The organism is Pseudovibrio sp. Ad26, from assembly GCF_001623285.1.
Classification (GTDB): domain Bacteria; phylum Pseudomonadota; class Alphaproteobacteria; order Rhizobiales; family Stappiaceae; genus Pseudovibrio; species Pseudovibrio ascidiaceicola.
In genome coordinates, this window is sequence record NZ_LMCE01000061.1 from 113,324 (window position 1) to 132,961 (window position 19,638).

Sequence of the window (19,638 nt, forward strand, 5' to 3'; positions counted from 1 at the left end):
ATCGAGACAAAGCGGAGGAACAGCTGCAATGAAGAAGGGCGTACTTTTAAACGCTCCGGTCTCTACCATAATCTCTCACATGGGCCATGGGGATGGCTTGTGTGTCGGAGATGCCGGGCTCCCAATTTCCAAGGATGTTGAACGCATCGACCTTGCAATTACAAAAGGCCTGCCGGGCATGCTGGAAACGGCAAGCGCGATCACAGCTGAAATGCAGGTGGAGCGGGTTGTCATTGCTGAAGAGCTGATTGAACACCAGCCAGCTTATCACCTGCGCTTGCGTTCGCTCATTGCTGAGATCGCCAAGGTGCAGGGCAACAAAGTAGAGACCACAACTGTCTCTCATGAGGAATTCAAGGCATTAACGGGTAAATGCCGGGCAGTGGTGCGCACCGGAGAATGCACACCCTACGCCAATGTGATTTTCTATTCAGGCGTAACGTTCTGAGGAAAGTCTAAGAACCATTCGGGCTTTGGGAGAGGACACCCAGTGACAACCCTTCTTGAACTTCAGGGAATTGAAAAATCCTTCTCCGGGATCAACGTGCTCAAATCCGTTGATCTGACGATCCGTGCCGGACGCGTTGTGGCGCTGGCTGGTGAAAACGGAGCCGGTAAATCAACCCTGATGAAAATTATATCGGGCATCTATCAGCGCGATGCAGGCACGGTGATCTACAAGGGCAAAGACGTCAGGTTCACCACGGCTCGTCAGTCTATGGATGCCGGAATTGGTATTATCCACCAAGAGCTTAATCTGCTGCCTGAGCTGTCCGTTGCTGAAAACATCTATCTGGGCCGGGAACCCACCAAACTGGGCAAAATCCAGTGGGATGTGATTGAGCGGGAAAGCAAGAAGTATCTTGCTCAGCTGAAGCAGGATATCGATCCTAAAACGCCACTGGGCAAACTCTCCATCGCGCAGCAGCAAATGGTTGAGATCGCAAGAGCGCTCTCGCTGAATGCTGAAGTGATCATCATGGATGAGCCAACCGACGCGCTCACCGACATCGAAACAGCAATCCTGTTTGAAGTCGTGGACGAGCTGCGGGCACAAGGCAAAGGTCTCGTCTTCATCTCACACCGTCTGGGTGAAATCTTCCAGATGTGCGACGACATCGCCATCCTGCGTGACGGTGAAATGGTCCATCAGGGGCCAGTCTCTGAAATCACCGAGGACGACCTGATCCGCCACATGGTGGGCCGTGAACTCTCCGATCAATATCCATTCGTACCAGCCGTTCCGGGTGATGTGCGTATTGAAGTTGAAAAGCTTACTGCCCACGGAGCAAAGGATGTCTCCTTTGCTGCGCATGCAGGTGAAGTTGTCGGCTTTGCAGGCCTTGTTGGAGCAGGGCGCACCGAGCTTGCAAAGGCAATCTTCGGCGCCAATCCAATCCAAAGCGGCGCGGTCAAGATTGATGGCAAGGCAATCCGCCTCAGATCTCCGCAGGACGGAGTGAAAGCGCAAATCGGTTACGTCACAGAAGATCGCAAGCAGGAAGGTCTTGTCCAGTCTCAGGAGTTGGGCACCAACATGTCCCTTACAGGACTGAACCGGTTCTGCAATGCGCTCGGGTTCGTCAACAAAGCCTCTGAAGCCGTCACCATCAGCGAATACATCGAAGCGTTCGCCATCAAGACCAGAGATGCAAACACCATCATCTCCAATCTGTCAGGTGGTAACCAGCAGAAGGTCTCCATCGCCAAGTCACTGGTGCCGGAACCCAAGGTCCTCATTCTTGATGAACCCACACGCGGTGTGGATGTTGGCGCAAAACGCGAGATCTACACGCTGATCAACAAGCTGAAGGCAGAAGGGCTCTGCATCCTGCTGATCTCCTCCGATATGCCAGAGCTTCTTGGCATCTCTGATCGCATCCACGTCTTGTCCAGCGGCAAGCTGACCGGATCGTTCGCACGAGCCGAAGCCACTCAAGAAAACATTATGCGCTGCGCCGTTGCTGGCCAAACAAACGGGTAAAACAGATGAAGCTCAACGACTTTATCAGTGAAAACAAGTCTCTGATTGGCCTGATCATCCTGATGGTCGCAGTGTCCTTCGCCAATGCCAACTTCCTTGGCATCGACAACATGCTCAACATCCTGCGTCAGACATCAATCAACGCAGTCATCGCCATGGGCATGACCTTCGTGATCCTGACGGCGGGTATCGATTTGGCGGTCGGTTCCATTCTGGCCTTTGCGGGTGCCATCTGCGCAAGCCTCATCGGCATGGACACACCGCTCATCATCGCACTGGTTGCCACCATCATGGTTGGCGCGGGCCTTGGTGCAACAAGTGGCGTGATCATCAGCTACTTCAACGTTCAGCCGTTCATCGCAACGCTGGTTGGCATGACCATGATCCGCGGCGCGACGCTGGTTTATACGCAAGGCCGCCCGATCTCCACCGGTTACTTTGATGTGGCTGAAAGCTTCTACCAGTTCGGCGGCGGCTACATTCTGGGCATTCCGAACCCGGTGATCCTGATGGTGGTCATCTTCGCGCTCTGCTGGTTCGTTCTCAGCCAGACCCGTTTCGGTCGTTACGTTTACGCCATTGGCGGCAATGAAAACGTGGCCCGTCTGTCCGGTATCAATGTCAAAAAAGTCAAAATTCTTGTCTACGCCCTCAGCGGAGCGCTCGCAGCTCTGGCAGGCATCATTCTGACTGCTCGCCTTGAATCTGCTCAGCCAACAGCTGGTCTGGGATACGAGCTCGATGCAATCGCAGCCGTGGTTCTCGGCGGCACAAGCCTTGCTGGCGGTAAGGGGCGGATCTTTGGCACCATCATTGGTGCCCTCATTATCGGTGTATTGAATAACGCACTGAATATTATGGATGTTTCATCCTACTACCAGATGATCGCGAAAGGTGCGGTTATCCTTCTGGCGGTTGTCGTCGACAGCCGTGGCAAATCAAACGCGTGAGCAATCAAACTGAACCTCGGGAGGTTTCTATGAAAAAACTAGTAAGTTTGGCAGCAGGTGCTGCTCTTCTTCTCGGCTCCACAGCAGTATCAATGGCACAGGACACACTGGCTCTGGTCGTGTCCACCCTGAACAACCCGTTCTTTGTGACCTTGAAAGAAGGTGCTGAAGCACGCGCAAATGAGCTCGGCTACAAGATTGTTGTTCTCGACAGCCAGAACGATCCTGCAAAAGAACTGGCAAACGTGGAAGACGTGCTGAGCAAGAACGTTTCGATCCTGCTCATCAACCCAACTGACTCTGACGCTGTTTCCAGCTCCATCCGCGCTGCAAACCGCAAAAACGTACCAGTGGTCACTCTGGACCGTGGTGCAGCACGCGGCAAAGTGGAGTCCCACGTGGCATCCGACAACATCCTCGGCGGCGAAATGGCTGGTGAGCTGATTGTTGAAACCCTGCGCGGCAGCGGTAAAATTGTTGAGCTGGAAGGTGTTCCTGGAACATCTGCTGCGCGTGACCGTGGCACAGGCTTCAAAAAAGCAATGCACGGTGCCTCCGGTATTGAACTGGTTGCAGTTCAGCCAGCAGACTTCGACCGCACTAAAGGCCTGAACGTGATGGAAAACATCCTGCAGGCACAGCCAGAAATCAACGCTGTTTTCGCACACAACGATGAAATGGCTCTGGGCGCAATCAAGGCAATTGAAGCGGCAAACCGCGACATCCTCGTTGTTGGCTTTGATGGTACTGATGACGGCGTAAAAGCTGTTGAAGAAGGTACAATGCTGGCAACTGTTGCACAGCAAGCTGGCATGATTGGTTCCATCGGCGTCGACACTGCGGACAAAGTCCTCAAAGGTGAAAAAGTTGATGCGTATACCCCAGTTGCGCTGAAGCTTGTTACCAAGTAAGTGCAAGTAATCTGAATAAGATCGGGTTTGGCGTAAGCGCCAGACTCGGCCCTTAAAACCGGAGCGGAAATGGTCAGTATCAAGGATGTTGCACAAGCTGCGGGGGTATCCGCATCTACAGTGTCTCACGTGATCAACGAGACGCGCTACGTTGCACCCCTGACCAAACAAAAAGTCGAGGAAGTTATTCAGGCTCTCGGCTTCCAGCCAAGCATGATGGCGCGCGCGCTCAAGGTAAAGCGCACCAACATCATCGGCATGCTGGTTTCAAGCAGCTCCAACCCTTTCTTTGCTGACGTTGTGCGCGGTGTGGAAGAGGGGTGCTACCAACACAATTTCAGTCTCATCCTGTGCAATTCAGGTCATCAGTCCGACAGGCAGCTGGCAAACCTCAACACCTTGCTTCAGCGCCGCATTGATGCCCTCATGGTGATGACCACCAAGACAGACCCGGCGCTGTACCAGCAAATCAGCAAGCTCGGTAAACTACCCAAAGCTATTCTGGATTCCGCCCCGCATCCAAACGCCTGCACTTTACAGGATGACTCCGTACTGGGCGGCAGATTGGCTACAGAACACCTGATCAAGCGCGGCCTGACCAAAATCGGCTGTCTTATGGGGCCGGAAGACCATCCCCGTTCTATTGAACGCTACAAAGGCTTTGAAAATGCCATGAACGCTGCCGGGTTGCCGGTAGAAAGCAAGTGGCAAGCCGCAGGCCTTCTCACCGCATCCAGCGGGTATGAGGGCATGAAGCAGATATTGGACGCCGATAGCCAGCCCGAAGCCATCTTTGCCTTCAACGATTTGATGGCAATGGGGGCGTACCGCGCCATTCACGAACGTGGCCTGCGCATTCCAGAGGATATCTCCGTCATCGGCTACGATGATGTTGAGTACGCCTCCTACATGGCGCCAGCGCTCACAACCATCAAACAACCCAGCTTCGAGCTTGGGTTGAGCGCTGCAGAAGCGCTGATCAATCATCTGGAAGAAAAGACAGAGATGCCGCCAGTCATCCAACTGGTGCCTGAACTGATCGTCCGCAGCTCTGTTGTTAACTAGGAAGTATTCATGTCCATCGTCATTGTCGGTTCCATCAATGTTGATATCACAACCCGTTCTGACCGGCTGCCACAGCCGGGCGAAACGCTGCATGGACAGAGCTACGCCATCAACCTGGGCGGCAAAGGCTGCAATCAGGCCGTTGCAGCATCAAAGCTGGGTGGTGATGCACAACTGGTAGGCCGCATCGGTAAAGACGGGTTTGGCGACATCGCAGCCCAGCATCTGGCGGACATGGGCGTCTCAACCGAGCATGTGCATTTGGATGAAAACCACGGCACCGGCATCGCGGTGATCGGTGTGGACGCAAATTCCGAAAACAGCATCACCGTGATTGGTGGCACAAATCTTGCTGTTGATGAAAGCGATCTGGAACGCACATCAGATGTGCTGAAGAACGCTAAAATCATGCTGATGCAGCTGGAAATTCCGGTCGCAACGTGCCTGAGCGCCGCTAAAAAAGTCCGCGCCTCAGGCGGCAAAGTGATCTTCGATCCAGCGCCAGCACCCGTCGATGGTCTGCCGGAAGGTTTCCTGCAAAACGTAGACGTTGTAACGCCGAACGAGACAGAAACCGAAATCCTCACAGGCTTCCGCCCATCCAATGCAGAAGAAGCAGCCCATGCTGCCAACCTGTTGCGTGAACAGGGTGTTGCAGCTGCTGTCGTGAAACTGGGCGCACGCGGCGTTTACTTCAAGGATGAGACAAGTGAAGGCTTTGTCGAGCCATTCAAGGTGAATGCGATCGACACTGTGGCAGCAGGAGATTGCTTCAACGGTGGTCTGGCGTATGCGCTGGACAGCGGCAAAACGTTGGCTGAAGCAGTCCGTTTCGCAGCAGCGTGCGGCGCTCTCTCCACCACCAAACATGGTGCAGCCACATCCGCGCCAACACTGGCTGAAGTCGAAGCTCTGATGGGTGCATAGAGCGCGTTCCATTTGATTGAATTCAATCAAATGACAAGAATTCGCTATGCTCTAAGGCCTTTCAGAAAATCAAAGTTGGGGTTGGCAGCCTTTTCGCAACCCCAACTGAATACATCCGAAAAAGATGTTTAACCACGACCGCGATAGGTCGGCACGCCCTGTTCAGGAATCCAGACGCCTTTTGGCTCTTCACCGGTCTGGTAAAACACATCAATCGGAATACCACCGCGCGGATACCAGTAGCCGCCAATGCGCAGCCAGATCGGGTTCAGTGTGTCAACAAGACGCTTGCCGATGGACACTGTGCAGTCTTCGTGGAAGGCGCCATGGTTGCGGAAAGATGTCAGGAACAGTTTCAGGGACTTGCTCTCAACAAGCCATTCATCCGGCACATAATCAATCACCAGATGAGCAAAATCTGGCTGATTGGTGATCGGGCACAAAGAGGTAAATTCAGGCGCTGTAAAGCGCACTGCGTACGGCGTGCCCTGTTGTGGGTTCGGGACGCGTTCCAGAACGGCTTCTTCAGGGGATTGTGGCTGAACAGTATCACCGCCCAGCATGGTCAGATTCTTATAGATATCGTCGTTGCTCATTGTTCTCTCGAATTCTTCGTTCTCATGCATTTCCGTCATCAAAGGCTGATCAACAGCTCGCCGGAATATGCTTTAAACACCGCGCTTATTGCCCCACAGCAGCACGTGCAGCTGCGGCAGAATGCGTGGTTTGAACCATTGATCGGAAACAGTTTTGTCCACCAGCCAGTGCATGCGATCCATGATGCCGTCCATATCGATCTGGGCGTCATCATCCTCAGGAGGAGGAGGGGTATGGTTCCCTGGTTGCAGATACATTGGCAGATAAGGGTAGCGCTCGCCAACCTGCTTGGCCCAGTCGTAATCGACATCATCGAACACAACCACTTTGATCACACAGGTGGCAGAGTTGATGGCCGCGTCCAGGCAGGCATCGAACTTGTCCCAATTGACAGTCTCACCAGAGGAAGGCGGTTTCGGGCTCAGCACCAGCGTGTCCAGATCTGCAAACCAGTCCCGCGCAACAGATCCTTGCGTCTCCACGGCGAATTTATAGCCCTTCGCTTTGCCGAGTGAGATTACTTGCGAAAAATCCTGAATGGCAGGATTGCCGCCAGAAAGGGAAACTGTGATCGGCTGATGACCGGACAGTTCCTCAATCTTGTGCCAGACATCCGCACTGTCCATCTGATCCCAGGTATGACGATAGGCACTGTCCACCGCATGCAAGGTATCACACCAGCTGCAACGATAATCGCAGCCGCCAGCGCGTACAAATACGGTCGGTTCACCAATCAAAGCACCTTCGCCTTGTATGGTTGGCCCGAAGATCTCGCTGATACTGAGTTTACTCATGGCCGGTATTCCGCCCATGTTTTTGGCGTTTCACTCACACGCACAGCGCAGGTCTCCACCCAGTGCCCTTTGCAGAACTCATAGATGGTCTTGGCCAGAAACTCAGAGGTGACCTGATCATGCCCAAACACCTCATTCAGGTGGCGATGATCCAGTTCGTCATCAATGAAACGCTTGAGTGGCTTCAACTCCGTGAAGTCCACCACAAAGCCATGCTCATCCAGATTCTTACTGGCAAGTTCAATCACCACAATGTAGTTGTGGCCATGCAGGCGCGCACAGGGATGTCCCTCCGGCATTTCGCAGAGTTGGTGCGAAGCCGAGAAGTGAAATTCCTTTGTGATTTTGTACATTATGGGTCCGCTCGTTCCACCACGGATTTCCAGTAGTCTGGATCCGCGTATTCTGTTGGGTCCTCAACACCTGCCAGATCAAAGGCTTCTCGCCGTTCGACACAGGTGCCGCACCGCCCGCAATGTTTCTCTCCACCTTTGTAGCAAGACCACGTGTCCTCAAACGGCACGTTGATCCGGGCACCTTCTTCAACGATGGCACCTTTGGAAATTTCTACAAATGGCGTGTAAAGGCTCACATTGGCATAGCCGTCCAAAGCCAGCTTCTGCATGGCTTCAAAGCATTTGATAAAGCCAGGGCGACAGTCCGGGTAGATGAAGTGATCACCCCCATGAACAGCAGCAGCCACAGCATCGGCCTGCTGAGCAGCCGCAATGCCAAAGCCGATGGACAGCATGATTGCGTTTCGGTTGGGAACCACAGTGACCTTCATGTTCTCTTCGGCATAATGGCCGTCAGGAACATCAACATCATCGGTTAAAGCGGAGCCGCTTAAATGCGCTCCTATCTGGATCATGTCCAGAATATGATGAGGCACACCAAGCTGCTTTGCAGCGTGCGCTGCATAGTCCAACTCTTTTTTGTGCCGTTGGCCGTAGTCAAAAGAGACAAGGCCGAGCAATTCGTTTTCACGCGCAACCTTGTAGGCAAGCGTGACCGAATCCAATCCGCCGGAGCAGATTACGATAGTCTTCATAAGGTTTAGTCCTTGTTTTCGCTGTTGCCGGGTAGGCTGCGACCGGCACTCATTGCTGAGCAAATCGGTAACTACCAGACTAAAACCTCAAGGAAAAGGACTAATTCGCTCTCTGCATACATCTCAGGGATAACGTGCTGAGTATAAATGCAAATAACACCTCAAAGTTGCAGGTGTTATTCCCTGCGACCACATTGGTGCCGCAGGGTTCATACGCATTAGGAGGCGAGGGTGAGGAGTTTAACTTCAAGCTGTACCAGAACGGGTCTCAGGACATTGATGTCGTTGTCTAAACCGAACGGATGCCGACGATAAAGCTTGATCGCCTTGTCACTGTCGAGCCGCGCCAACAAAGGTCGTACAATACGCAAAGCATCTTCGCGAGCCTTCTTGCGCTCTTCTAATGTCTTTTTCTTGTCTCCAATGATCAGCGCATGAGCCCGCAGTTCGCCCGGTATAATTGGCTTTGAAACGCAGGTGGTGAACCGCTTCAAACTGCTGGTATCGACGTAATTTTCACCTGCTTCCTGCTGTTTTGCAACATCGGTGATGAAGTCGCCTTCAGCAAAGGTCTTCGCAGATTCCATACGAGCGACGGCCTTCTCAGCGGCTTTGACAACATCTTTGGCGATGTCTTCGCGGAAACCGGTCAGCTCACCGCGCATTGCATCATACATCCCCTTCAGCTCTTTCAAACGGTCCATGTTCTCTTCATAGGAAGAGTTTACGGCGCATTCCTGTTCCAGCAGCTTCACTTCTGCCAGGAGATCCTTGAAACGGGTCGGGTCATAGTTAGCTGTATCAATACGTGGGAACCGTGTCAGAAGCGCCTTTGCCCCTTTCCAGCTCTTTGCCTTCGCTGTGAGCATTTCCAGCTCATCCTTCATAGGACGAGAGGTTTCATTGAACTTGCCCTTGGCAATCTTGCGGTCAATCTCGAGCTGGACACCCGCTTTGTAGTCTTCTTCGATCTTCTCAAAGAACTCATCCCTCTCAGGGGTGGTGACCGGTCCATCCACATCCTCGCCAAGCAGCGCTACACGAGCTCTCAGCTCTTCAACATACTTGTCCGCTTTAACTTTGACGGCATTCACCTGTGAGATTGCTTCTTTCAGATCATCAACAGTGTCTGCGTTATGGGCCGTCACTTGAGCCTGTTTCAGCTCCAACTCTAGCTCACCATGATAGACTTTCTCATGTTTGGGCTGCCTGATCCTTTTAAATCTATCGGCAAGCTCAGGACGCGCCGCGCCCAATTTCGCGAGCAAACTTGGGATCTCCTTGAAAGTCTTTTCAATAGGATCAAGTTTCATTTCAAAGACGGCTCTGAAACTGACAGCGTCATCAAGTTGTCTGAGCAGAGGCTGCAGACGCCCTCCGTCCAGCTTGTTACACCGACCTAAGGCCTTGTTGATGTTCATATCTGGCGCTTGTTCGCGTAAAAGACGAACATCTTCTTCAAGGTTCATCTTGGCTTCAATGTAGTAAATCGCTTTCTTTCCTGTCTTGGTGTCTGCGACTTTATCAAGAATCTTTTGAGTACGGGTCTGTAGGTCATCGTATCCAGTTGGATTGGCGTTGATACCTGCCAGAATGTCTTCTGTCTTAATGAACTCTTCAAGCGCAATGGCTTCCATACCCGTTACGCCTGATGATCGCAGTTCATCTAAAAATTCAAGAGATTCCAGAAGCTTGTTGATCGTTGCACGGGGAACAGCCTTAACGTCCTTACGGTCGGGCCGTTTCGGGATGGTCGCCATGACATCTTTATCCAGCCCTTCAGTGTCAACAGCACGCGCACGAGCTTCTGTCTTGCTCTCCTTCGTGACGACCTGATGGTCTGCATCAAATACGACAAATTTCTCAAGTTGTTTGCGATAGGCTTGGGTGCGTCCATCCAGATTATTTTGCGCCCATTCGTCTTGTTTGATCCACCGTTCACGGCGTGCAGCGACCCCCTTCAGAGTTGCGATAGCGCGCAGGGTTGCCGATAGATCGCGTGAACTGTCGCTTTGATAGTCGCGAAGTTCCTCAAGTGTATCCGTTGCGGCTGTGGTTGGCCGCGCCATGGTCATGCTCTCGCACAAGGTCTCAATATACTTGGCTGAGCTGCGTAGCTCGGGCAGAGCTTTTTTGCAGGCCTCCGCATCTGATAAGAGCTCTTTCCAGCGAGGGTCCTCTGGTCGTAAGACCGCGTCCTGATACTGGTTCATCTCAATGAGCAGAATTGTTCCCAAACCGGTATAACCGATGTCCTGCATGTCGAAGATAATCTCCTTCACCTTCTTAACATCCTGAGCAATCAGAACCTGATCTTCGCTGCTAACGTAAGTTGCTGGGTGTACTTGTGCATCCAGCAGGAGATTTTTCATGTCTTTGAGCTTGCGTTCCACCTCAGCCAGTGTCACCTCACAAGCCGCAAAGTTGTAGACGCCGCTTTGAATAAAGGCTTTGTCCAAAAGCATCCCAACCAGCTCATTGGCAGTTGTGAAAGCCATCTTCTCATCTTCCAGGCCCTTAAAGACCTGAACTTCGAGAAAAAGTTCTTCTTTCTGTAACCTAAAAGCTGCGATTTGATCGCTGATTACACTGCCAAAGGTCGTGTCAGGTGCATCAGGCATATCGATCATTTCGAGTGGATTATCTTCGAGCAACTTCATCTCATCTTTGAGTTCAAAAACCCGATCAGTATCATCAAATGTCATTACAGCAGCAGCAGCGCGTCGGGCATCCCGCTCAGCCAGATAAAGGTCATGCTCGTCCATCTGAGCAGTTGCTTCCGCGAGTTCTGTCCGCTCTCGTTCTCTCTCCGCCACATAAAGTACGGAGAAAGCTTGTGACATCAACGGGAACTCTTCGCCGAGCACCTTATACATCTGCAGAGCCCAGGATTCCTCGGCGGAACTCATCTGACTTTCAGGGGGGGCTGTTCTGGTTTCGGGTTCTGGCATCGAAGGTTCACTCACCCTAATTATGAGAGACATTCAAACAGGAACATTGCCGGTCAGATGCGTCTGGCATCTCCGCAAAGCTCCACTCCAACAATCTTGACGCGTACGCGCACCAGACCGTTATGACGGACCTTCATGAAATATGCGTTGTGATAAATGGTTCGGTTTTCTCTTATTATTGATCTAATTCTGCGATGCTCATGGCCGATGAAGATCCGCCTTCAACGCACCAGACTTTCTTAGGATAAGGGCGTGTAATCTGCACGCAATCGTAGCCTCCGTGAGAAGGAACTCCCTCATGAAAGCAATGGTTCTGACCGATATTGGAAAGCCTCTTGTCTTGCAGGAACGTGGTTCTCCACCAACACCACGCTCCGGTGAGATTCTGGTTGAGGTTGAGGCCTGTGCGGTTTGCCGGACAGACCTTCACGTCGTGGATGGTAATCTCACGAAACCAAAACTCCCGCTCATTCCCGGACACGAGATTGTTGGGAGAGTGCGTGCATGTGGGGCAGGTGTTCAGGATCTCAAAATCGGCAGTAGAGTAGGCATCCCTTGGCTTGGACACACGTGCGGCTGTTGTTCCTTTTGCCAAAATCATCAGGAAAACCTCTGTGATCACCCCATCTTCACGGGCTACACACGCGATGGCGGCTTTGCGACCCACACCATCGCAGACCGGCATTTTGCATTTGAGCTGGATGAAGACGCAGATCCGGTATCGCTTGCGCCACTTCTGTGTGCCGGCTTAATCGGCTGGCGATCTTTAAAGAAGGCTGGCAAAGGCAGAAAGATAGGTATTTACGGCTTTGGTGCCGCCGCCCATATCATCGCGCAGATCTGCATCTGGCAAGGTCGTGACGTCTATGCCTTCACCAGAGCAGGCGATACGCAGGCCCAGGACTTTGCAAGAGAACTTGGAGCCATTTGGGCAGGCAGCTCTGAAGACCAGCCACCAGAAAAACTGGATGCAGCCCTCATCTTTGCCCCCGTGGGTCCACTCGTTCCAGCTGCGTTGAGTGCTCTGCGCAAAGGCGGGCGTGTGGTGTGCGGCGGCATTCATATGAGTGACATCCCGCAAATGCCCTATGCACTTTTGTGGGAGGAGCGGGAGGTCGTTTCCGTTGCCAACCTGACCCGCGAAGATGGGTTGGAGTTCTTTCCCCTCGCCAAACAAGCAGGCGTAAAAACCCACTGTATTCCCTACAAGCTGGAACAGGCCAATCAGGCACTGGAAGATTTGCGTGAGGGACGGCTATCCGGCGCAGCTGTCCTCGTGCCGTAACACGAAGAGCAACTGCGTCTGGCCAAATCAAACAAGATCAGGCTTGGTGCCGACCTGCATAACCACTGCGTTTGGCGGCAGTCCAGCCTTTCAGACTGCCCTCTGCCGGTTTGAAAATCTCGACAAGAAGCGGGTAGCAAGGCGTGTTGTCGTCTGAATGACTGCTTCCGCAATCGCCGCCCGGGCAAGCAGAAAGCGCCCCCAGAAGGTCGATCTCAGCAAAGAACTCAATAAAATCACCTGGACGAACAGGGCTGGCCTTCATGAAGTACTGGTTTGTATCGCGGGTAAAGCCTGTGCACATGAAAACGTTCATCACATCGTGCACATGAGGTTCAGCTCCATCCAGCGAAAGACCTTTCGCATCTGCCAGAGCGCGGGTCAGGTTGGAGTGGCAACAATGGTTATAATCCACGTTCTTGAGCATGTGGTTGGTGTAAGGGTCGCAGCGTGTACCAATCACATCATGCACACCCGCGCCATCATCATCCCAGCCGTACCAGTCCAGCGTATCTTGCGTAATCGTTGCCATAGGACGCAGATAAGGCATCGTGCTCCATAGTCTGTCACCAGTCGAAAGGTGAGAGGCGTGCAGCTGGCGGGTCTTGCCGCTGAAAAACCGTTCATTAAGGTCATTGGCATTCCACAAGTTGAGATCACCTACCTGTGGGCCTTCTACACTCACAATCCGGAAGAAATGGCCAGCAGGCACCTTGAAATGCCTACCATCACGCGGGGGCACCACGACCTCGTCAATCTTCTCTAAGCTCTCTTTAGCCTGCTGATAAAGCTTAGCGTCATAGGTCGGCAAGTGATCCACTTCGTAACAAACGATTGGAGACTTTGAGCGACGATCATCGGAAGGAGCAGGGATGTCGGTCGTAATCGAGCGGGAGGCGATTTTTGTCATGAGCCAATGATCCTAAAAATAAGCAGAATTATTGGTTCTGATTGAACCCTCCAAATCTCAATTAATATATTGATTTAATTTCATTGATCTTAGCGCCCCTAAGCCTTTCGAAGGGGCCGCTAAACCAGACAAGTAATAACGGTATCCGGCTTGAGAGAAAGGATAGCTGCACCAGCAGGTCATGCAGCTATCCTCCGATTGGCCAAGCTTTACTTGGCCGGGGCGAACTTTCCAGAATGCCGGTTAACTTGTTGAACCAGAAACTTAAACAATTTCCGCAAGCCAAGACCGGAGCGCATCTGGAATTCTTCATAATGAAACAGACGCAACGGGTACTTCAGGGCTTTCAGATCACGCATCAATGCTTTCCGCATCACTTCTGGACCACAGAATGCAATCGGCATCACATCAAAGAATTTTCCCTGCAGGATTTTCAGCAACCGTGCATCAATGTACTCACCCATGTCAGACTCAAAGTACTGCACATGAAGGTTTGGTAATCGGCTCTGCAGCGCTTCCAGTTCCTCTTCAAATGGGTTCTCCAATCGGTTGCGAACGCCGTAATAAAGGTAGAACTGCCCGGTTTCCTCTCCGGTTAAAGTCTGCGCCCACGACAGGAAAGGCGTGATACCAACACCGCCTGCAATCCAGATCTGATCGCGATTGGAAGCAATTGGGCGAAACCCGCCATATCCCTTGCTGATTTGAGCTTTTGTGCCGATCTGAAGCTCGTGGACGCGAGAGGTGTAATCCCCCAGCGCAGAAATGCAGAACCGTAACCGGCCATCTTTTCGCGGGGCAGAGGCAATCGTGTAAGGGTGCACTTCGCCCATGCCATCCTGATCAAAGGAGACGTAAGCAAACTTACCGGCATCATGAGAGGTAGGCTTGCCTTCAGGTTTCAGCGTCACACTGGTGATGCGCCCGTAAATCTGAATATCTTCGACCTCATAGGTCTTTGTGCGTCCAACCATGCCTTTGTAAGTCAGATACAAGAAGGACGCGACACCAGCAAAACAAAAGGCTGCAACATAAAGACCAATCGGATCACTCCATGAGAACACGTTGGGGATCATCAGAAAGTGCGCCGCAGCAAGCGCGAAGAATATGCCGATCAAACGATGTGTCCAGCGCCAGATATTATAGGGGATGAAGGTCGCCAGAGAACCAAGGCCCAGGATCAGAATACCGTTATATCCGATTTCGCCCAGCTTATGCGCCAGCCCGTCTGTTTCCCCACCAGCAACGGTTTTAGCAAGTGCATCCGCGTCAAGGCTTTCATGCAGAAAAGCTGCAGCAATAGCGAAGATCGCCAGCCATTTATGTAAGACATACACGCGGTCCAGCGGACCAAATAGAGCCTCAACGCCTTTCATCCGTGTGGCCATCACCTGAACCAGCCCCATAAAGATCAGGGAAACCATGCCAAAATACTGGCTCAGCAAGACACCTGAGTCTGCTTGTCCCCCAAACTGGGAGAAAATCAAAAGGGGGGGGAGGATGCTGGCGATAATGAAGGTCAGGCCAATCGGTTTCATTCCGGTACGCTCAATTTGAATTGATGATGCGCACTCAGATGAAACTCTGGCTATGAAAGGTGAGTGACGTCGTTGGGGGACATCGCACACCATTCATAATCAGAAAACTCCGTGTGAGTTGCAAGCGCAGCTTCGGAGTAGGTTTCAATCTGAGTGCTTCCCCTAAAATCACTCATAAGCTGAAACCTACCTGAAGTTTGCGACACTACTTTTTCAGTTTAAGCACAAAACAGGCTCCGCCCAGACGCTCACTCTTGCCAAGAGATATCTCGATCCCATTGCGGCGACACAGAGTTTGCGTAATAGACAGGCCAAGACCGGCACCAGAACTTGATTGCCCCGGCATGCGGAAGAACCGCTCAAAAACCTTCTCGCGAAACTCTTCAGGCACACCCGGTCCGCTGTCTTCAACGCTCAGTTGGATATGATCATCATCCCGGTTCAGAACCACAATCACCTGTCCATCAACCGGAGTATGCCGGATAGCGTTGCCAATCAGGTTGCCAAGCACAGCGCTCAGATCCTCTGGATCAACAACAGCTTCCACATGCTCAGACTGCAGCAGTTGCAGCTCCACGTTTTTATCAAGCGCCGCGTGAGCCTGTTGGGCGAGGCTTTCCTGAAGCACAGGTAACAGATCGTGCTCTGTTATTTCCTTATGGGTATCCTGACCTGCGCGGGCATGCTCTAAAAGCTTGGCGGCCAGATGGGTCGCCCGATCAACACCTTCAATGATGTTGTCAAACCGCAGTCGTGTCGCATCATCCAGTGTTTCCCGCTCAATCACCTGACACTGCGCCTTCACCACAGTCAATGGTGTTCTGATTTCATGTGCCGCATCATCAATAAAGCGCTGTTCACGGGCAAGGTGCTCTTCAATCTTGTCAAACAGCATGTTCAGGGAGTCCACAATAGGAACCAGCTCATCCGCCTGCTTCTCCACTGTCACTTTGCCCAGATTTCCCGGCTCCCGCGTTGCTAGCGTTTCTGAAAGAGTTGTGAGAGGACGAAGCCCGCGTTTGACGATGAATATCGTCGCAATGATGGAAAAGACGAGCACCAGAGCTAAAGGAATAGAGACGGTCGCAACTGTCTGATCTGCCAGCTCGATTGCCTCATCAAAAATGACACCGATGATATAGTGCTGACCTGTTTTTTGCCCCGGAAAGTTCCAGACAACCCAATCGTCCCGACCATGTTCAATTTCTTGAACACCCGGCTTTAGTGTTTTCGGCAGCACCACCTTGTCGGAGGACTTGTATATATCATTGCCCGAAGCGTCGCGAATAACGACGAAGTAATCCCCAATCACATGATGCTCATCCAAGTGTTCGGGAGAAATGGTGTCACCTTGAAGCTGCGCAATTACGCTGGCAAGCTGAAAGGTCTGTGCATCATGGGTCTCATAGAGCTCTTCCTCGGTCAAATTGTAGACAATGGCGGAAAAAACACCCCAGACCACAAACAACAATGGGATCAGAAAGATGAGTATTCGGCGACGGATTGATGAAAGTTTCATGCCGGGATGTCCTCATCCACGATGTAGCCAACCCCCCGGATTGTTCTGATCAGCTTTGGGGTGGTCTTGCGGCGGATCTGAGAGACATACACCTCAAGCACATTGCTTTCCGCGTTCTCCTCCCAGCCATAGAGTTTTTCCATGAGATCTGACTTGGAAACCACGCGGCCCCGGCGCTCCAGCAGGATTGTTAGCAAGCGGAAGGCGAGGGGTTGCAACACAACCTCAGCGCTGTCGTAACAGGCCTTCTTCTGGTCCAGATCAAGCGTCAACGCCCCGTGCTGCAGCAACATCCGGGTTCGTCCGGCAGACCGGCGCACCAGCGCCCGGCACCGGGCCAGAAGTTCTTCCATATCAAACGGTTTGGTCAGATAATCATCTGCACCCAGATTAAGCCCGTCAATCCGGTTCTTGGTAGTCTCCCGCGCAGACAGGATCAGAATAGGCACATCCGCCTTGTCATCGCGAACGGCCCGTAAAAACTCCAGACCGTCCTGGCCAGGTAGACCCAGATCAAGAATAACCAGGTCGAATTCTCCGGTTCTCAGAGCGTCTTCTGCCAAAAGACCATCATCGACCCAGTCCACTATAAATTCATGACGTTCCAGAAAAGCTTTGATTGCGTCGGCGATCAGCCGCTCGTCCTCAACCAACAATACGCGCATGTGTTCCTTCCACTAGGGCGAAGTACACCCAACATTTGCCTCAACTCTTTCACATCTACAAAGAACATGAAACTGAATTGTGCCTGAAGAAATCTCTTAGGCCATTATGAAACGAAGGAAAATAAGAGGGGCATGCGATCAGGTCTGTGAAAGGTGCAAAACCTCAGTAAGACCCGTACCGCACCAGCTGGCTGAAGGCCTCAATGACCTCTTCAACACTGTCTTCAATGGGCTTTTCATAGGTGTCGACCACAAGACGGTGCTTCTTCCAGGGCTCATAGCGTCGCCGCTGTACGTCCTCCCAACTGGGGAGTGACATGGCGGAGATATCGTTGTGTCGGGTCTCAACACGCGTCTTGTGTTCAGCCTCATCAGAGCAGATCACTTCGATGTTAAGCGCTTTCACCTTGGCGCCCAGCGCCGCTTCCAGCCAAATGTTGCGGGTGATCTCAATCGGATTCACCGCATCTGCAATCACGTTGTTGCCAAGCAGCAAGTTGTCTTTGGCAACAGCTGCTGCTGCAACATAACCGGCATCTTCTGCGCGCGAAATCGCAAGAACGGAGGTCTTGAGGGCAGCCTCAAGTGAATCAATACGTAAATGAACGGCCTGCAGGTGTGGAGAAAGGGCCTTTGCCAAGGTCGTTTTACCAACACCAGGCAATCCCGAAAGAACAAATAGAATAGCCATGCCGGGCTCTTATCAGCCCAAGGTTTCATGAAGCTTTCTTCATGCACGGCTAAATTAGATAGCTCTTAAGCAATTCCGCGCACTTCCATCGGCGTCTTGCCTGTCCAGCTGTGAAATGCGCGAAAGAACGATCCGGTGTCCTTGTACCCAAGCAGATAAGAGATTTCCGGAATGCTCAGCTCACTACGCACCAGATAGTGCTGGGAGAGTTCAGCGCGGGTCTCACTCAAAATATCCTGAAAGCTCTTGCCTTCTTCCTTCAGCTTGCGTTGCAAGGTCCGCTTGCTGGCATTCAGGTTCTGGCTGATTACGTCAATGGTATTCTGCCCCGCTGGCAGGCTTTCCAGCAACGCGTTTTTCACCCGGCGGGACATCTCATCAGAGCTGCCCGTGCTCTGCAGTTTCTGGCGCAGCCCGTCTTCAAACGTATCCCACATGCCTTCCATCTGTGTGATCAGCGGACGGGTCGCGTCCTGCAGCGAAAGGGTGATGTGCGCCACCGGAGCAGGAGTTGCCTTCACCCCGCATTCCGCTTCAACAGCAGACCAGTCCAGATCCCCAACAGGACCTCCCACACTGAGCGGCACAATCTGCTCTCCGGTAAAGGTGCGGCTGCAATTAGTGAAGTAGACAATCTCGAACTGAGCCAGAATTTCAGGAAACGGTTCTTTCGGATCGCTGGAGGTAAACAAGATGGACACCGTACTGTCTGTACGCTCAACTTCCAGCCGGATAGGCGCAATCAGAGGCTTGAACAGCGCAAGACGCTTCACACCCTCCTCAATGTTTGGGCTACAGGAAAACGCAAAGGCGTGCGGAACAAATGTGCCTTGCTTGATGGTGTGCCCAAGTTTGATTGCCAGATCGTTGCCGCCATATTCCTGATGCAGCGCATGCCAAATGGCGAAATACTGCGCCTGTGTGATGCCCTTGGCCGTCGGACCCAACTGCTCGATTGAAACTCCCGCACGGCGCATCACCCGGTCAACAGGCAGGTCAAGGTACTGAATAATTTGCGCCATCATGGCAGCGCCAGGGTAAAGGTGTGCGTGTTTCGTCATGCTCGGCTCGGTCTCATTGGTCTTGCCACTCTTTCATCTCGAATTTTTGCTAGGTGTGCCAGTACCAATTTACATAGTGGCGCGATATGGCAGTACTTTGGCGCGATTTGCCACTGAATGCGAGAGAGGTGAGTGCTAGGGATAACTACAGATCATCTGTTTCAGGCTCAAAAAGCAGAATAGCGCATTCCGCATACAACACTGCCCCATACAAACAGTGCCTGAGATTATTGCTGACCCAGCCAACCGCTACGGATCAAAAAAGGGATTTTTTTTGATGGCAATTTCTTTAAAGCTGAACGGCCAGACGCATAAGGTCGATGCCGAACCAGGAACCCCGCTTCTTTGGGTGATCCGCGATGAACTCATGCTCACCGGAACAAAATTCGGGTGTGGTGTCGCCTCGTGTGGGGCGTGCACCGTTCATATGGATGGCGAGCCGGTCCGCTCCTGCCAAACATTTATTGAAGATGTGGAAGATTCTGAGATCACCACAATTGAAGGCCTGAAGTCTTCGCCAGCACAAGCCGTGCAACAGGCATGGACAGAGCTGGACGTGGTCCAGTGCGGTTACTGTCAGTCCGGCCAGATCATGTCCGCCGTTGGCTTGCTCTCTGAAAACGCAAAGCCGACACTGGAAGAAATTGACGATTACATGGACGGCAACGCCTGCCGATGCGCCACCTACCAGCGCATTCGCTCCGCCATCGTACGTGCATCAGAAATTATGGAGGCTTGA

At 52.3% G+C, this 19,638-nt stretch carries 19 protein-coding genes; 8 read left to right on the forward strand and 11 right to left on the reverse strand.

Annotation, left to right across the window (positions count from 1 at the left end; all coding sequences use genetic code 11):
• Nucleotides 1–28: 28 nt before the first annotated feature.
• The 6 genes from rbsD to rbsK all read left to right on the forward strand — a co-directional run bounded on the left by rbsD (nucleotide 29) and on the right by rbsK (nucleotide 5,837).
• The gene (gene rbsD, locus PsAD26_RS14365; RefSeq protein WP_063310989.1) at nucleotides 29–448 is read left to right on the forward strand and encodes a D-ribose pyranase; all 420 of its coding nucleotides are present in this window, start codon (nucleotides 29–31) and stop codon (nucleotides 446–448) included.
• 42 nt (nucleotides 449–490) lie between these two features.
• Entirely contained in the window at nucleotides 491–1,984 is a 1,494-nt protein-coding gene (locus PsAD26_RS14370) for an ATP-binding cassette domain-containing protein (RefSeq protein WP_063310990.1), read from the forward strand.
• 5 nt (nucleotides 1,985–1,989) lie between these two features.
• Nucleotides 1,990–2,934, forward strand: a complete 945-nt coding sequence (rbsC, locus tag PsAD26_RS14375) for a ribose ABC transporter permease (protein ID WP_063310991.1) — start codon at nucleotides 1,990–1,992, stop codon at nucleotides 2,932–2,934.
• A gap of 29 nt (nucleotides 2,935–2,963) precedes the next feature.
• A complete protein-coding gene (gene rbsB / locus PsAD26_RS14380; RefSeq protein ID WP_057465238.1) occupies nucleotides 2,964–3,845 on the forward strand; it encodes a ribose ABC transporter substrate-binding protein RbsB in 882 nt (293 codons plus the stop codon).
• 69 nt (nucleotides 3,846–3,914) lie between these two features.
• Nucleotides 3,915–4,910, forward strand: coding sequence for a substrate-binding domain-containing protein (locus PsAD26_RS14385; RefSeq protein WP_057465237.1), 996 nt, complete (start codon nucleotides 3,915–3,917; stop codon nucleotides 4,908–4,910).
• 9 nt (nucleotides 4,911–4,919) lie between these two features.
• Nucleotides 4,920–5,837 (forward strand): ribokinase, encoded by a 918-nt coding sequence (gene rbsK / locus PsAD26_RS14390; RefSeq protein ID WP_063310992.1) that lies wholly within the window; start codon nucleotides 4,920–4,922, stop codon nucleotides 5,835–5,837.
• 128 nt (nucleotides 5,838–5,965) lie between these two features.
• On the opposite strand, the gene queF is transcribed toward rbsK, so the two are convergent.
• The 5 genes from queF to PsAD26_RS14415 form a co-directional block, all read right to left on the reverse strand.
• Entirely contained in the window at nucleotides 5,966–6,433 is a 468-nt protein-coding gene (gene queF / locus PsAD26_RS14395) for a preQ(1) synthase (RefSeq protein WP_063310993.1), read from the reverse strand.
• 72 nt (nucleotides 6,434–6,505) lie between these two features.
• Nucleotides 6,506–7,246, reverse strand: a complete 741-nt coding sequence (gene queE / locus PsAD26_RS14400) for a 7-carboxy-7-deazaguanine synthase QueE (RefSeq protein ID WP_063310994.1) — start codon at nucleotides 7,244–7,246, stop codon at nucleotides 6,506–6,508.
• Nucleotides 7,225–7,581 carry a 6-carboxytetrahydropterin synthase QueD gene (queD, locus tag PsAD26_RS14405; protein WP_063310995.1) on the reverse strand — a complete coding sequence of 119 codons (357 nt, stop codon included), beginning with the start codon at nucleotides 7,579–7,581 and terminating at the stop codon, nucleotides 7,225–7,227. Before queD ends, queE begins: the two co-directional genes overlap by 22 nt.
• Nucleotides 7,581–8,279, reverse strand: a complete 699-nt coding sequence (gene queC, locus PsAD26_RS14410) for a 7-cyano-7-deazaguanine synthase QueC (protein ID WP_063310996.1) — start codon at nucleotides 8,277–8,279, stop codon at nucleotides 7,581–7,583. Before queC ends, queD begins: the two co-directional genes overlap by 1 nt.
• Before the next feature lie 218 nt (nucleotides 8,280–8,497).
• Nucleotides 8,498–11,188, reverse strand: coding sequence for a hypothetical protein (locus PsAD26_RS14415; RefSeq protein WP_208985699.1), 2,691 nt, complete (start codon nucleotides 11,186–11,188; stop codon nucleotides 8,498–8,500).
• A 340-nt stretch (nucleotides 11,189–11,528) separates the two neighbouring features.
• On the opposite strand from PsAD26_RS14415, the gene PsAD26_RS14420 reads away from it, so the two are divergent.
• Entirely contained in the window at nucleotides 11,529–12,515 is a 987-nt protein-coding gene (locus PsAD26_RS14420; RefSeq protein WP_063310998.1) for a zinc-dependent alcohol dehydrogenase family protein, read from the forward strand.
• Between the two features lie 37 nt (nucleotides 12,516–12,552).
• On the opposite strand, the gene PsAD26_RS14425 is transcribed toward PsAD26_RS14420, so the two are convergent.
• The 6 genes from PsAD26_RS14425 to PsAD26_RS14450 form a co-directional block, all read right to left on the reverse strand.
• The gene (locus tag PsAD26_RS14425; protein ID WP_063310999.1) at nucleotides 12,553–13,425 is read right to left on the reverse strand and encodes a DUF1989 domain-containing protein; all 873 of its coding nucleotides are present in this window, start codon (nucleotides 13,423–13,425) and stop codon (nucleotides 12,553–12,555) included.
• A 209-nt stretch (nucleotides 13,426–13,634) separates the two neighbouring features.
• Nucleotides 13,635–14,963: a ferredoxin reductase family protein gene (locus PsAD26_RS14430; RefSeq protein WP_063311000.1), complete on the reverse strand. Its 1,329-nt coding sequence runs from the start codon at nucleotides 14,961–14,963 to the stop codon at nucleotides 13,635–13,637.
• A gap of 205 nt (nucleotides 14,964–15,168) precedes the next feature.
• Nucleotides 15,169–16,482 carry an ATP-binding protein gene (locus PsAD26_RS14435; protein ID WP_063311001.1) on the reverse strand — a complete coding sequence of 438 codons (1,314 nt, stop codon included), beginning with the start codon at nucleotides 16,480–16,482 and terminating at the stop codon, nucleotides 15,169–15,171.
• Nucleotides 16,479–17,147, reverse strand: coding sequence for a response regulator transcription factor (locus PsAD26_RS14440; protein ID WP_063311002.1), 669 nt, complete (start codon nucleotides 17,145–17,147; stop codon nucleotides 16,479–16,481). The genes PsAD26_RS14435 and PsAD26_RS14440 overlap by 4 nt, the downstream gene beginning before the upstream one ends.
• A gap of 163 nt (nucleotides 17,148–17,310) precedes the next feature.
• Nucleotides 17,311–17,838, reverse strand: a complete 528-nt coding sequence (locus PsAD26_RS14445) for an AAA family ATPase (protein WP_063311003.1) — start codon at nucleotides 17,836–17,838, stop codon at nucleotides 17,311–17,313.
• A gap of 65 nt (nucleotides 17,839–17,903) precedes the next feature.
• Nucleotides 17,904–18,899: an AraC family transcriptional regulator gene (locus tag PsAD26_RS14450; RefSeq protein ID WP_063311004.1), complete on the reverse strand. Its 996-nt coding sequence runs from the start codon at nucleotides 18,897–18,899 to the stop codon at nucleotides 17,904–17,906.
• A 277-nt stretch (nucleotides 18,900–19,176) separates the two neighbouring features.
• Between PsAD26_RS14450 and PsAD26_RS14455 the strand changes: the two genes are divergently transcribed.
• Nucleotides 19,177–19,638: a (2Fe-2S)-binding protein gene (locus PsAD26_RS14455; protein ID WP_063311073.1), complete on the forward strand. Its 462-nt coding sequence runs from the start codon at nucleotides 19,177–19,179 to the stop codon at nucleotides 19,636–19,638.